This is a genomic window from Undibacterium sp. WLX3042 (assembly GCF_049544825.1).
In the GTDB taxonomy this organism is placed as follows: Bacteria; Pseudomonadota; Gammaproteobacteria; order Burkholderiales; family Burkholderiaceae_D; genus Undibacterium.
In genome coordinates this window covers 1,111,850-1,123,657 of sequence record NZ_CP186698.1, presented here as the reverse complement: position 1 = coordinate 1,123,657, position 11,808 = coordinate 1,111,850, and the positions used below count along the sequence as shown (strand labels likewise).

Genomic DNA, 11,808 nt, shown 5'->3' with positions numbered 1-11,808 from the left:
CCAGAGCTATCGTTTTTCCTAATCAGGTGATAAGCGTCTGTATCCCATATCCGCTTCATTACACATAAGATAAGAAAGAAATTGATCAGTATGATTCTGGCCCTTACTTTTGTATTGATGACCGCTCTTGCCGCTGCGTTGTGGTATGTCTGGCAGCGGTCCCGACTATTGACGAGAGCTGACTACATCCGCAGTTATATGTTTCCTCCCGGTTTGCTGGAACGCTTACATCAACGTCGCCCTGACTTATCCCTGAAAGACCGGCAACTGGTGGCCAGAGCTTTGCGACAATTTTTTTTGGTGTATCTGAAGTCTGGATACAAGCATATCTCTATGCCGTCGCAAGTGGTGGATGATTTGTGGCACGAATTCATTTTGTACACAAAAAACTACGACGTGTTTTGTCAAAAAGCTTTCGGTCGTTACATGCATCACACGCCGGCTGCCGTATTAGGTGAGAACCAGCGTAGTAATATCGGGCTGCGCCGTACCTGGTGGTTTGCCTGTCTCGAAGAAAACATCAATCCGCGTCGTGCCACTCGCTTACCTCTGCTGTTTGCGCTCGATGCGAAATGGAATATTGCAGATGGTTTTCGTTATGAACCGGATTGCAGTGCCTTACGCAGAAATGGTGATGGCACGGTTTACTGCGGCGGTGATTTTTCCGGAGGAGCAGGAGACAGCGTCGATTTCGGCGATACCAGTTCTTTTGGTGATGTCGCTGACAGCGGCAGCGACAGCTCGTCATGCGGTGGTGGATGTGGCGGCGACTAATAATAGTTTGCCAGTGAATGAAACAACAGAAAGATGAAGATGGAAAAAGTATTATCAAATCAGACAGCAGAGGCTGAAAAACTGAATCAGCTGGGTAGCAGTTTTTTACCCGGTCACCTTGGCATACGGATGTTGTCTGTAGAAAAAGGTCGTTCGCATGGCGAACTGGACGTACTGCCTCATTTGCTGGCACCGAACGGATTTTTACATGCCGGCAGTGTGGTGACGCTGGCTGACACCGCTTGCGGATATGCGTGCATGGCAAGTTTGCCGGAAGGCGCGCACAGTTTTACAACCATAGAATTAAAATCGAATCATCTGGGAACGGCCCGCAGCGGCAAAATCGAAGTGGTGGCGAAAGCTTCGCACCTCGGACGCACAACTCAGTTATGGGATGCTGAAGTGACTTACGAAGGAAAGACGATCGCCTTATTCCGATGCACGCAGATGATACTTTATCCAAAATGAGACTGGCTGTGCTGATGGTGCATCATTTTATGCACCATCTCAGCGTCAGTCTTTCAGTCAGTTATACCCGGTTATTCGCGGCTTCTTTTTCCTGCAGCAGGCGCCACATGATTTTGCCTGAACCGGATCTCGGTAAAGATTCGACAAACTCAATCAGACGCGGGACTTTATAAGCCGCCATTTTTTCATGTGCCCAGGCGATGATTTCTTCGGGATGAATCTCTGCGCCGGGTTTTCTGACTATCAGCGCCTTAACTGTTTCACCACGATACGCATCTTTTGCCGAAATAATGCAGCACTCCTGTACCGCAGGATGCTGATACATCATGGACTCGACTTCGGCAGGCCAGACTTTAAATCCACTGGCATTGATCATACGTTTCAGGCGGTCCGTAAAAAAGAAAAATCCTTCTTCATCGATATAGCCAAGATCGCCCGAGCGGAAAAATTTTTTACCGTCGAGTTCGGCAAACGCATTCGCAGTTTTTTCCGGATCATTCCAATAACCCTGAAATAATTGTGGGCCGTGTATCCAGATCTCACCGGTCTCACCTTGTCTGACTTCCTGCATCGTGACCGGGTCAACAACGCGGGAATCGACGTTGAAAAAGGGGATGCCCAGACATTGCTGTTTCATTCTTTGCGGCGGATTCAGATGTGAGGGCGCCATCGTTTCTGATAAGCCATAACCCTCCATGTAAACCTGACCAGACAGATCCAGTAATTTTTGTGCGATCGCCGCCGGCATCGCTGCACCGCCTCCGGAAACGCGGGTCAGTTTGGAAATATCGTATTCAGGAAGACGCGGATTCGATAAAAAATCGATCATCATCGATGGCACAAGTGTCCAGCTTGTCACGTGGTAGCGGGTAATCAGTTGTCCGGCAACGTCTCTGTCCCAGCGTGGCAAAATCACCAGCGTGCCACCACTGTAAAGCATGGCATTCATCACCGACTGCATACCGGTCACATGAAAAAACGGCAGTACGGCAAGCGCGACATTATTCGGAACGATAGGACCGGACCAGGTCGGACTGGCGACAATATTGAACATGACCGAGCGATGGATATGTATGCAACCTTTCGGATGCCCAGTTGTGCCCGATGTATATGGCATGCAGGCCAGATCATCCGGTGTCGCCAGATGAGCGGACGGTGACAAGCCGGCAGCAATCGCTGTCTTCCACGGTGTGATCTGAGGTGATGCCGCTACATCTGCAGCGGCTTTAACGAAATCAGGCACGGTCAGCGTGGTGTCGCAGGTCAGATGATCGGAATAGGTCGCCACCACGGCGTGACTGAGCACTGTGCTGCCGACGAGTGGCGCTAATCGCGGAAACACATCCTGTGACACCAGTGCAGCTCTGGCACCACTATCTTTGATGTAATAGTCAAGCTCTTCCGTCATCAGCATGGGGTTGACCGGCACGACCATCGCATCTGCCCGCAGGATTGCATAATAGGCGATGACGAACTGCGGACTGTTCTGCATATCCAACAGCACCCGGTCGCCACGCCGGATACCGCAGACCTGCTGCAAATATCCTGCCAGAGCCAGCACTTCCTGATGGAGCTGGCGGTAGGTCAGTACCGAGTCGTAAAAAATAATTGCGGCTTTATCCGGATAGCGTTGTGCGGAAATCTGCAGATTTTCATACACGCTGGTAGCGGGAACGATCAGATGATGCGGCAGGCCTTGAGGCCAGTGGGCGTAGTGAGCAGTATTCATTCAACGTCTCCATGGTATCGTTTATATTGAGATTGCCATATTTCAACGAAAATTGCATGATCGTTCGAAAAAATTGTTAACTAATCACTGCGTTTTGTATTTTTAAACATATTCTGTTTTCCCCTGACGTTACAATGACCGCCAGTCCCATTTTTTATCGGAGTCAGTGTGTTTCTCAGCAGATTAATTACTTTCAGTGCAATCAGTCTTCTGTTATCCGCTTGCGGCGGTGGTAGTGGCGGCACCAGCGGTAGTGTGAATAATGCTGCGGTTGCTGTCAGCGTACCCTCTGCTTCCACGGTATCTGTCGGCGATCCGCTCAGCTTTGTCGGCCAGGCCAGCAGCTCTGCCGGACAGATAACGCAAATGTCCTGGCAGACTGAAGCGTTGACGCTGGGTGCGAATCCGCTGACAGCGATCACGAATGCGGATTGCAAGACGATGCAGATTTCCGGCAATTCAGCGAGTTGCACTTTGCAAGTGACGCCACCTGCAAAACTGAGCGCCGATTACACCTACAAGCTGACCTTGCTGGCAACCGATGCGAAGGGAAATACGTCCAGTACGTCAACGACATTAAAGGTATTGCAATCCGCTTCGGTGACCAATAATCCTGTGGCTCAGACCGGTGCTGATGCGACTGTTACTGCCGGTGATAAAGTCAGCCTGAATTGCACCGGCAGCGGTGGAACTCCCGCCACCAGTGGTGCAGCTTATGCCTATCAATGGGTGGTTGAAGATGCAGCCGGTCTGGCAATTTCTCTCGCGAACACGACCGGTGCCAGCAGCAGTTTTGTCGCACCCGTGGTGAAAGATGCGACGACAGTGAAGTTGCAATGCCGGGTGACAGACGATAAACAGAAGACTGGTACTGCGACGCAGAAAATCACGATCACGCCTGTTCTCAAGCCGACAATTGTCCCGATTTCTTACAGTGGCGGCACTGTGCAACCTGGCGCTGCGGTGGCGCTGGATGGCAGCAAAACCACTATGTATGACGTCTTTGGCAAAGAAGTCAGCGGTACGATTTATTATCTGTGGCAATTCAAATCAGGTCCGGCGGGTGCCGTTCCGCTGACAATCTATAATCCGACCAGCAGCATTGCCAGTGTTGTCTTTCCCAGCATCGTCACGACCACATCCACTTACGTATTCACGCTGAATGCTTCGACTGCGCCGATTGCGGCGGATGGTACTTCGACAGATACCGTTAAGCAAAAAGACGTGGTGTTCTTTGTCAGTGCGCTGCCGCCGATTACGCTGACTTCATATAATCTGGTGCAGGTAGTGCAGAGTGGAGCCAGTGTGCAGCTGAAAGCAGAAACACCGAATTATAACGGGGCTGCGCCACTGTATTTCAGCTGGACCCAGACCAATACACCGCTGGTCACACTGGTCGGCACAAATTCGCAGATTGCGGGTTTTATCGCACCGACTGTATCTGTCGCTACAACCCTGAGTTTCCGGGTGTCGGCAGATTATTTTCCGATCACGGTGGCCAATCCCGGAAGTGCCAGTGTCGATCTGCTGGTACAGGTGCAGCCGAAGAATTGAAACAGAGTTCCCGGAACAGAATTTCCGGCGACAGAATCAGCGTTGCAAATGTCTGATTCTGTCGCGTTGATGCTGGCGATCGAGGGTTCGGGTGGCGACGATGATCTCACTCATAAAATAAATGAAGCTGCCGATCAGCGACAAAATACCACCAACGAAAAGACCCGCAATCAGCTTATCCAGATTCAGACCCATTGCATCGCCGACGAAGAGTGATGCAATCACCAGGCAGATCAGTAAGCCGCAGGTTGTGCTCAGCGTGATCGCGCGATTAATCAGGTGTGAACGTTGAAATAACTCAACCAGTTCTTCTTCAAGACCCACCGTTGCCTTGGTCTGCAGTAAATTTTCCACTACCCGCGCTCTGTCGATAATCCGTGCCAGACGGCTGGTCAGTACGGACAGTTTGGTTCCCACCCCGGTAAGTAAAAAAACGGGTGCAATCGCGAGTTGGATAATATGGCTGACATCGCCAAGTTGAAGACTGATCATGAAAATTCCTTTCTAATTTCGCGTGATTCTACCTTGTGGCGGAATCGTATTGAGCCTCTTGCATACCTGCTTTTCAAAAATATTCTATCCTAGAGGCTGTTAGTGAGAATGATCTGTAGCTTGTGTGCCGGTCTGAACCCGGTTTGTGCGTGCGATAAGCCGTCTCAGCTTACATTGATTATTCACCGGTTTAACTCCAGATAAGCGTCAGGATCGATTTATGACTCAGCCACAGCGTATGCCCGCCATTTTCATAGGACATGGCAGTCCTATGAATGCCATCGAAGATAACGTCTATACGCAGGCCTGGGAGGCGCTGGGGCGACGCTTTCCTGAACCCAGGGCGATACTGATGATATCGGCACACTGGATGACGCGTGGCGTAGCAGTAACAGCAATGCAACAGCCGCGGACGATTCACGACTTCGGCGGATTTCCACAAGCTTTGTTTGATATCCGGTATCCGGCTCCGGGAAATCCGGAGCTCGCTCAGAGTATTGCTGAACATCTTGCACCTTTACCGGTGGTACTCGATCAGGAATGGGGGCTGGATCACGGCACCTGGTCGGTGCTGGTGAAAATGTATCCGCAGGCACAAATTCCGGTGATACAACTGAGTCTGGATCTGACTCAGCCAGCGAGCTGGCATTTCGAATTAGGACAACGGCTGGCGGCTTTGCGGGATGACGGTGTCATGCTGATGGCCAGCGGCAACGTGGTACACAATCTGCGCCGGATTGCGCTGCAGTCGCCCGGCTTTGACTGGGCGCACCGCTTCAATGATGTTATGCGCAAGGCGATACTTGAAGATGACACTGAAAAATTGGTGAACTACCAGCAATTCGGTCAGGATGCGGCACTTTCCGTCCCCACCTCTGAACACTTTCTGCCTTTGCTGTATGTGATAGGAAGTAAAAATCCGCATGACAAAACCGAGATCGTGGTCGATGGTATGGATCTCGGTTCCATCAGCATGATGAGCGTCCTCATCTCTTGATGCAGATGCGGTAAAGCCCGTGACTTCCGGGTTTTCCGCTCTGTGGTTTGCTACGGATGATGAATCGGCAGGGTCAGGCGCACTTCCAGTCCCCCCTCGGGTAAATTGCGCAACTGCAATTGTCCGTCATGTTGTTGAGCGATATTTTGCGCGATGGTCAGGCCCAGACCGGAACCACCGGATTCGCGCGAGCGTGAGGTCTCGATGCGGTAAAACGGCTCAAACACTTTTTCCTGCTGTTCTGCCGGAATGCCGGGGCCGCCATCCCTTACGAAAATCTGCACGATATCTTTGCCGCCGTCTTTTTCTTTTGACATACTGACTTTAGCGTAGTGTCCGTATTTCACTGCATTATCAATCAGATTCGTCAGACAGCGTCGCAGAGCCTGAGGTTTGGCCAGTACCGTTATTCCCGGCAGTCCTGAAAAGCTGACATCCTGTCTTGCCTCAGTCGCATCGCTGCAGACACTGTCCAGCAATGAATCAATATCCAGCGGCTGGCGCGCTTCGCTGCTTTCTATACTGCGGGCAAGATCCAGACCTTCCCTGATCATCATCTGCATCGCAGATAGGTCACCGATCAGTTTATCGCGCAATTCAGCATCACTGACTTTTTCAAGGCGCAGACGCAGACGGGTTAAGGGAGTCTGTAAATCGTGTGTAATCGCCGCCAGCATGTGTGTGCGCTGTGAAATATGGTGGCGTATGCGTGCCTGCATCGCATTGAATGCGCGTGTTGCGGTGACGATTTCACTGGCGCCTTTTTCCGGTAAGGGCGGGCGGTTAATATCCTGCCCCAGCGCGGTGGCAGCTTCTGCCATCTGGCGCAGGGGACGCATCGTCATACGTGCAATTACCAGAGCCAGTACCGCGATGAAGATCAGGAATAAAAAGAGATACTGAACGAAATCATCGCGCAGCGGTGGTGCCGGTGTTTTCGGTGGCATAACCGTTAGTCGCAACACGGTTCCGTCGTGCAGAGTAATGCTGAGCGCTTCACATGGAACCCGCATCAGCACTGCGTTTTTAGGTGGACGCGGGCATGTGGCCGGATCTGCCGGCAGAGACTGCACGCGAAAATTTTTACCGAGTCGTTCACTGACCGCTTTCGCGTAATCCGAATGTGGGGTTGTGTCAGCCATGTTGTCAGGCAACGTCGTGATCTGTAAGCCGAGTCGCGGCGCTGTCGCCAGAAAACTCTCACGGTTAGCGGTGGGTAAGGTATCGAGTGCGCTGATTAACTGTTCTATCCGGTCTATCGAATGTGACTCGCGATACTGCATCAGCGTCTTCTCGCGCTCACCAAAGGCGAGCCAGACGGTCAGGGTCGCGGATAATAAAACACCGATCAGAAGCGCGCTGAACACTCGCCCCCACATGGACGACAACATCGCCATCAGTGTTTCTCTGTCGTCACCGTGACCGCCAGTACGTAGCCGCCGTTACGGACAGTTTTAATGATCTGCGGAGACCGTGCATCTTCCCTTAGTTTCTGGCGCAGACGGCTGATCTGGATATCGATAGAACGATCAAACGGATCTGCATCGCGGCCATGCGTCATATTCAGCAACTGATCACGATTCAGGACGCGGTTCGGATGCTCGAGAAAAATCGTCAGCATTCTGTATTCTGCACCGGATAAGGATACAACCATACCATCCGGGCTGATCAGGTGACGCGCTGTCATATCCAGCACCCACCCGGCAAACTTCAGTTTTTGCAGGCCTTCATTATTCGAGCTCAGCGAATTATTCTGCGTGCGTCTTAACACGCTGCGTATGCGGGCCAGCAATTCGCGTGGTTCAAATGGCTTGGGCAGATAGTCATCCGCACCCATTTCCAGTCCGAGTATACGGTCCAGGGGTTCTCCACGTGCTGTCAGCATAATGACGGGGACCGACGATTTGCTACGGAGATTGCGGCACAAGGTCAGCCCATCATCTCCGGGCAAATTCAGGTCGAGAACGATCAGCTCGAACTGATGTTCCTGTAATGCCGCCCACATCGCTGTGCCATCAGCGGCCATGACGGCTGAATAGCCATTCTGATCTAGGTATTCCGCCAGCAAACTGCGGATGTCGCGGTCATCATCAACAATGAGTATTTTATTTGGGGTATCCATGGTTTTCATTATGAACCGTGTCTCTGCGAAAGGCATTCTGATTTTGTATCGTCTTGTTATGATAACGCTTCACTGACATAGTACGAAACATCAGACTGGCACGTATTCTGCGGTTGTTACACAGAGATACAAACCTGAGCGGAATTGATATTTACTGGTTACAAGACTCAAGCACAATGAGACCCATGACTGTGGCCACGGAAAAAGGTGTACCGGTCAACGTTGCTCAACTGCAGTAGTTTTATTTACAGAATAAGTATCTGCAAAGTCTGAGCTTTTTTCGAGCATTCGGAAAGATACATGATGAAAAATTTCAAACAAACTTTGCTGGCAGTTGTCCTTACTTCCTGTTGTGGCGTCAGCGCGATAGCGTTGGCACAAACCGCACCGGATGTCCCTCCGCGTCCGCAACATCCTATGGGCGAGCCTGGTAAAAATCCTGAGCAGATGAAAGAACGTTTTGCCAAGCATCAGGCAGAGCTGCACGATACCCTGAAGATCACAGCGGCGCAGGAGCCCGCATGGAAAGCATTCATACAATCGGTCACGCCGAAAGCTATGCCACCGCGCGAAGATTTTAAAGAGCTGGATAAGCTGACCACACCGCAGCGCATGGAAAAAATGCTGGAAAGAATGAAAGAGCATCAGACACAGATGCAGGATCGTCTGGCGGCCACCAAGACTTTCTATGCAACGCTGACGCCGGAACAGCAAAAGATTTTTGATGAAAGCCATCGCCGTCTGCAGCACAAAATGCAAAGCCACATTGCGCGGCAAATGCATAAACGCGGTGATGCTCCCGGCATGATGAATAAGCCATAAAACGACACAAAAGAAAAAGCAAACGGGCATCTGTACCAGGATGCCCGTTTGTTTTTTTACGCAGTACGATCTTTTCTCATCAGGCAAATCTTCTTGCCGCATCTAATCCCAGACCGGCACCGATGCTGCCGAATAGATCCCCTTCCACCTTGCGTGCATTCGGGACAATCGCTGCGATTTGCTGGCGTAAGCCACGTACACCGCTTGATCCACCTGTAAAGAACACGGTGTCCACCTGATCCGGGCGAATACCGGCCTGCTGCAATACTTTGGAGACCGCCTGTGCAATATCGCGGCTCAGATGGCCGATGGCGGATTGCAAACCTTCTTGCTCCAGTATCAGTGAACAGGGCACAGATACCGGTTTGCTGCGCAGACGTTCCAGTGGCAGATTAATGGCATCCTGATCTGACAATAAGATTTTCGCTTCTTCCGATTTGATTGCCAGCCAGTGTCCATCACGGTCTTCGACTAAATTCAGCAAGCGTTCAAAACGCTGACGCACATCGCTGCTTTGTATATCGCGATATACATCCTGTAATTCTCGCCAGACTTTTTGCGTGTAGGCCAGATTAATTGTATGCCACGTCGCCAGATTAAAATAATAACTCGATGGCACATCGGTCTGATTTCCCAGTCTGCCGCCTAAGCCCAGCATGGGCATGATATGCGTCAGACTCAGGTATTTATCGAAATCCGTACCACCGATATGGATGCCGCCATTGCCCAGAATATCATCACGGCGATCCAGCAAATGCGCGCGTTCCGGTGCCAGACGCACCAGAGAAAAATCGGAAGTACCACCGCCGATATCTGCAATCAGTACCAACTCTTCTTTTCCTATGCGCGACTCATAATCGAAGGCGGCCGCGATAGGCTCAAACTGAAAATGCACCTCTTTGAAACCAACCGCATGCGCAATATCTTCCAGCGTGTTCTGGGCGATCTGATCCGCCTGGCGGTTATCGTCGATGAAATGGACGGGACGACCGAATACGGCATGTTCAAACGCTTGTCCTGCAGAGTGTTCAGCACGCTTTTTCAGCTCACCGATAAATTGCGATAACAAATCGCGAAATGCGAGTGGTTTGCCCATCACTTCAGTCTGACCATCAATCAGACTGGTACCCAGCAAGCTTTTCATCGAGCGCATCAGGCGCCCTTCATAACCCGCCAGATAATTCGCCAGTGCGGCGCGTCCGTAGCTGACCTCATGTTCTTCGGCATTGAAGAAAATAACCGATGGCAAAGTCAGCTTTTCCTGCTCCAGTGCCAGCAGAACGGATTGCGCGCCACGATGCCAACCCACGGTTGAGTTTGAGGTACCAAAATCTACTCCACAAGCTTGCGACATGAAACTTCCTGATAAAAAAACGAAAACGCCGTCAAGCATAAGCTGGCGGCGCTGATAATGAATGAGCTGTCAACTGAACCATCATTCCGGCGATAGCGGTGGTTCTTCCTGAAGAACGACCAGCAACTGATCTATCCGGTAATGGTCGATATCAACCACTTCAAATTTATACCTGTCGACCATCACGAAATCGGTACGCTTCGGTATCTTTTTGAGCATCGTCATCATGAAGCCCGCAATAGTCTCATAGCTGCCCTGCCCGGGCAAGGAGTCTATGTTCAGCGCACGACATACGTCTTCTATCGTTGTCGCACCGTCTATCAGCCATGAGTTTGTGTCACGCTGGACGATCTGGTCTTCCAGAAACGGATGCACCAGATTTCCCATCAGCGTACTCAGGACATCATTGAGCGTGATGACACCGACTACCAGCGCGTATTCATTGAGGATCACGGCGAAATCCTCGCGCGTCCCTTTAAATTGCTCAAGCATCTCCGACAAAGTCAGTGAATCCGGTACCGCCAGCGCGGTTCTGATCGACAGTTCCTGCACTTTGGAAAAAGCCTGATTGGTCAGCACGCGCTTCAGAATATCCTTGGATTCGACGTAACCGACGACATTATCGATATGCCCGTCACAGACCAGAAACTTACTGTGCGGATTATCTGCAATTTTCTGACGTATGACGGCATCCGTGTCTTGCAAGGTAAAAAAGACGATGCTGTCGCGCTGTGACATCGCACTCGGGACGGTGCGGCTTTCCAGTTCAAAGACATTGCCTATCATGTGGTGCTCGCGTTCCTGCAACACCCCTGCCTCAGCTCCGGCATCCACCATCGCATAAATTTCATCCGAGGTGATCTGTTCATCGCGGACTGTCGGCAGATTCAGTAACTTGAACATCAGATTGGATAAACCATTGAATATCCAGACTAGTGGCTTGAATATGCCCGCACATAAGCGCATCGGGGTAATGACTACCATCGCCACCGATTCCGGCGCGATCATCGCCAGCTTTTTCGGGATCAGATCTGCGAACAGAATAAAAACCGAAGTAACAAAAACAAACGAGATCAGAAAGCCCGCGGTATCGCCCCAGCTGGTATTACCGAACAATGCTTGGAATACCGCAGAAAAATACGGCGTCAGCGCTTGTTCACCCAGAATACCGCCAAGTATCGCGACCGCGTTCAGACCGATCTGCACGACAGTAAAAAAATGACCGGGCGCCTGTTGCAGCTCCAGTACTTTCGTGGCGCGCAACTCCCCTTCTGATTCCAGTACCTGTAATTTCATTTTCCTTGCTGCGGCAAGAGAAATCTCTGCCATCGAGAAAAATGCACTGATCGCAACCAGTAAAGCAATCACCAGAAAATGATCAAATAAGGCCATGTTAACTCCCGTGAAGCATGTTGTCAGGGTTAATCATATACTATGCAAACGCTGGCCTGAGATTGCACGTAAGACAGCGTCATCTCGCATTAATTCCCAAAATT

Annotated in this window: 11 protein-coding genes; 5 read left to right on the top strand and 6 right to left on the bottom strand. The window is 51.0% G+C overall.

The window, feature by feature from the left end:
- Window positions 1-90: 90 nt before the first annotated feature.
- Window positions 91-774, top strand: a complete 684-nt coding sequence (locus ACPAOP_RS05055; RefSeq protein WP_423709534.1) for a glycine-rich domain-containing protein — start codon at window positions 91-93, stop codon at window positions 772-774.
- A gap of 39 nt (window positions 775-813) precedes the next feature.
- Complete coding sequence (locus ACPAOP_RS05050; RefSeq protein WP_423679872.1) at window positions 814-1,242, top strand: PaaI family thioesterase; 429 nt, start codon at window positions 814-816, stop codon at window positions 1,240-1,242.
- Window positions 1,243-1,303: 61 nt separating this feature from the next.
- Here the strand turns inward: ACPAOP_RS05050 and ACPAOP_RS05045 are convergent, their stop codons facing one another.
- A complete protein-coding gene (locus tag ACPAOP_RS05045) occupies window positions 1,304-2,971 on the bottom strand; it encodes a long-chain fatty acid--CoA ligase (RefSeq protein WP_423709533.1) in 1,668 nt (555 codons plus the stop codon).
- 168 nt (window positions 2,972-3,139) lie between these two features.
- Between ACPAOP_RS05045 and ACPAOP_RS05040 the strand changes: the two genes are divergently transcribed.
- Entirely contained in the window at window positions 3,140-4,525 is a 1,386-nt protein-coding gene (locus tag ACPAOP_RS05040; protein ID WP_423709532.1) for a hypothetical protein, read from the top strand.
- Window positions 4,526-4,561: 36 nt separating this feature from the next.
- Here the strand turns inward: ACPAOP_RS05040 and ACPAOP_RS05035 are convergent, their stop codons facing one another.
- Window positions 4,562-5,017, bottom strand: a complete 456-nt coding sequence (locus ACPAOP_RS05035) for a DUF2721 domain-containing protein (RefSeq protein ID WP_423709531.1) — start codon at window positions 5,015-5,017, stop codon at window positions 4,562-4,564.
- A gap of 220 nt (window positions 5,018-5,237) precedes the next feature.
- Between ACPAOP_RS05035 and ygiD the strand changes: the two genes are divergently transcribed.
- On the top strand, window positions 5,238-6,014 hold the full coding sequence (ygiD, locus tag ACPAOP_RS05030; RefSeq protein WP_423709530.1) for a 4,5-DOPA dioxygenase extradiol: 777 nt from the start codon (window positions 5,238-5,240) through the stop codon (window positions 6,012-6,014).
- Between the two features lie 50 nt (window positions 6,015-6,064).
- Here ygiD and ACPAOP_RS05025 read toward each other — a convergent pair whose 3' ends face one another.
- Both ACPAOP_RS05025 and ACPAOP_RS05020 read right to left on the bottom strand, forming a co-directional pair.
- The gene (locus tag ACPAOP_RS05025; protein WP_423709529.1) at window positions 6,065-7,411 is read right to left on the bottom strand and encodes an ATP-binding protein; all 1,347 of its coding nucleotides are present in this window, start codon (window positions 7,409-7,411) and stop codon (window positions 6,065-6,067) included.
- Window positions 7,411-8,136, bottom strand: coding sequence for a response regulator (locus ACPAOP_RS05020; RefSeq protein WP_423679865.1), 726 nt, complete (start codon window positions 8,134-8,136; stop codon window positions 7,411-7,413). The genes ACPAOP_RS05025 and ACPAOP_RS05020 overlap by 1 nt, the downstream gene beginning before the upstream one ends.
- 303 nt (window positions 8,137-8,439) lie before the next feature.
- Here ACPAOP_RS05020 and ACPAOP_RS05015 point away from each other — a divergent pair, with 303 nt between their 5' ends.
- Window positions 8,440-8,958, top strand: a complete 519-nt coding sequence (locus ACPAOP_RS05015) for a Spy/CpxP family protein refolding chaperone (RefSeq protein WP_423709528.1) — start codon at window positions 8,440-8,442, stop codon at window positions 8,956-8,958.
- Between the two features lie 79 nt (window positions 8,959-9,037).
- Here the strand turns inward: ACPAOP_RS05015 and ACPAOP_RS05010 are convergent, their stop codons facing one another.
- Both ACPAOP_RS05010 and ACPAOP_RS05005 read right to left on the bottom strand, forming a co-directional pair.
- The gene (locus ACPAOP_RS05010) at window positions 9,038-10,312 is read right to left on the bottom strand and encodes an Hsp70 family protein (RefSeq protein ID WP_423709527.1); all 1,275 of its coding nucleotides are present in this window, start codon (window positions 10,310-10,312) and stop codon (window positions 9,038-9,040) included.
- A gap of 81 nt (window positions 10,313-10,393) precedes the next feature.
- Complete coding sequence (locus tag ACPAOP_RS05005) at window positions 10,394-11,704, bottom strand: hemolysin family protein (protein WP_423679862.1); 1,311 nt, start codon at window positions 11,702-11,704, stop codon at window positions 10,394-10,396.
- Window positions 11,705-11,808 lie beyond the last annotated feature (104 nt).

Coding starts and splice junctions, on each gene's coding strand:
- ACPAOP_RS05005 (WP_423679862.1), bottom strand. CDS start 11,704: ATGGCCTTATTTGATCATTTTCTGGTGATTGCTTTACTGGTTGCGATC.
- ygiD (WP_423709530.1), top strand. CDS start 5,238: ATGACTCAGCCACAGCGTATGCCCGCCATTTTCATAGGACATGGCAGT.
- ACPAOP_RS05055 (WP_423709534.1), top strand. CDS start 91: ATGATTCTGGCCCTTACTTTTGTATTGATGACCGCTCTTGCCGCTGCG.
- ACPAOP_RS05015 (WP_423709528.1), top strand. CDS start 8,440: ATGAAAAATTTCAAACAAACTTTGCTGGCAGTTGTCCTTACTTCCTGT.
- ACPAOP_RS05050 (WP_423679872.1), top strand. CDS start 814: ATGGAAAAAGTATTATCAAATCAGACAGCAGAGGCTGAAAAACTGAAT.
- ACPAOP_RS05035 (WP_423709531.1), bottom strand. CDS start 5,017: ATGATCAGTCTTCAACTTGGCGATGTCAGCCATATTATCCAACTCGCG.
- ACPAOP_RS05025 (WP_423709529.1), bottom strand. CDS start 7,411: ATGGCGATGTTGTCGTCCATGTGGGGGCGAGTGTTCAGCGCGCTTCTG.
- ACPAOP_RS05020 (WP_423679865.1), bottom strand. CDS start 8,136: ATGGATACCCCAAATAAAATACTCATTGTTGATGATGACCGCGACATC.
- ACPAOP_RS05045 (WP_423709533.1), bottom strand. CDS start 2,971: ATGAATACTGCTCACTACGCCCACTGGCCTCAAGGCCTGCCGCATCAT.
- ACPAOP_RS05010 (WP_423709527.1), bottom strand. CDS start 10,312: ATGTCGCAAGCTTGTGGAGTAGATTTTGGTACCTCAAACTCAACCGTG.